The following is a 431-nucleotide window of genomic DNA, read 5'->3' as shown; positions in this document are numbered from 1 at the left end:
GATAGCGCAGCAGACGCAGGCGTTTACGCTTAATCTGGACAACCGGGTGGAGCTGATGGCTGGGGAGGTGCAGACCCAGTATGCGGTCAGCGCCCCGACCGGCGAGCCGCTGGCGCTGTTCGACCCGACGGGTAAACGGGTGTGGCGGCGGCCGAAGCAGTCGCTATACGGCCTGCGTCTGAGCGGACACGGCGAGAATCCCCAGCTCGATCCGGGCCTCCGATTCGCCGGACAACTTTTTGATGAGGAAAGTGGTTTATTTTATAATCGGTTCCGCTATTATTTGCCGGAAGCGGCGTGCTACCTCAGCCCTGACCCGCTCGGGCTAAATGGGGGTCCGAATCCGTATGCGTACGTCCATAATCCGGCAAACTGGATTGATCCGCTGGGTCTTGCTGGCTGTCCAACTGACTATAGTCAAAAGAGAAAAT

General features: G+C 58.5%; 1 protein-coding gene. It reads left to right on the top strand.

Annotated elements, in window-relative coordinates; all coding sequences use genetic code 11:
* A partial coding sequence (locus EAE93_RS24100) for an RHS repeat-associated core domain-containing protein (RefSeq protein WP_214040746.1) occupies positions 1 to 431 on the top strand: 431 nt, incomplete at both ends.

This window comes from Photorhabdus akhurstii (assembly GCF_018448925.1).
Lineage (GTDB): Bacteria > Pseudomonadota > Gammaproteobacteria > Enterobacterales > Enterobacteriaceae > Photorhabdus > Photorhabdus akhurstii.
This window is presented reverse-complemented; position numbering and strand designations above follow the sequence as displayed.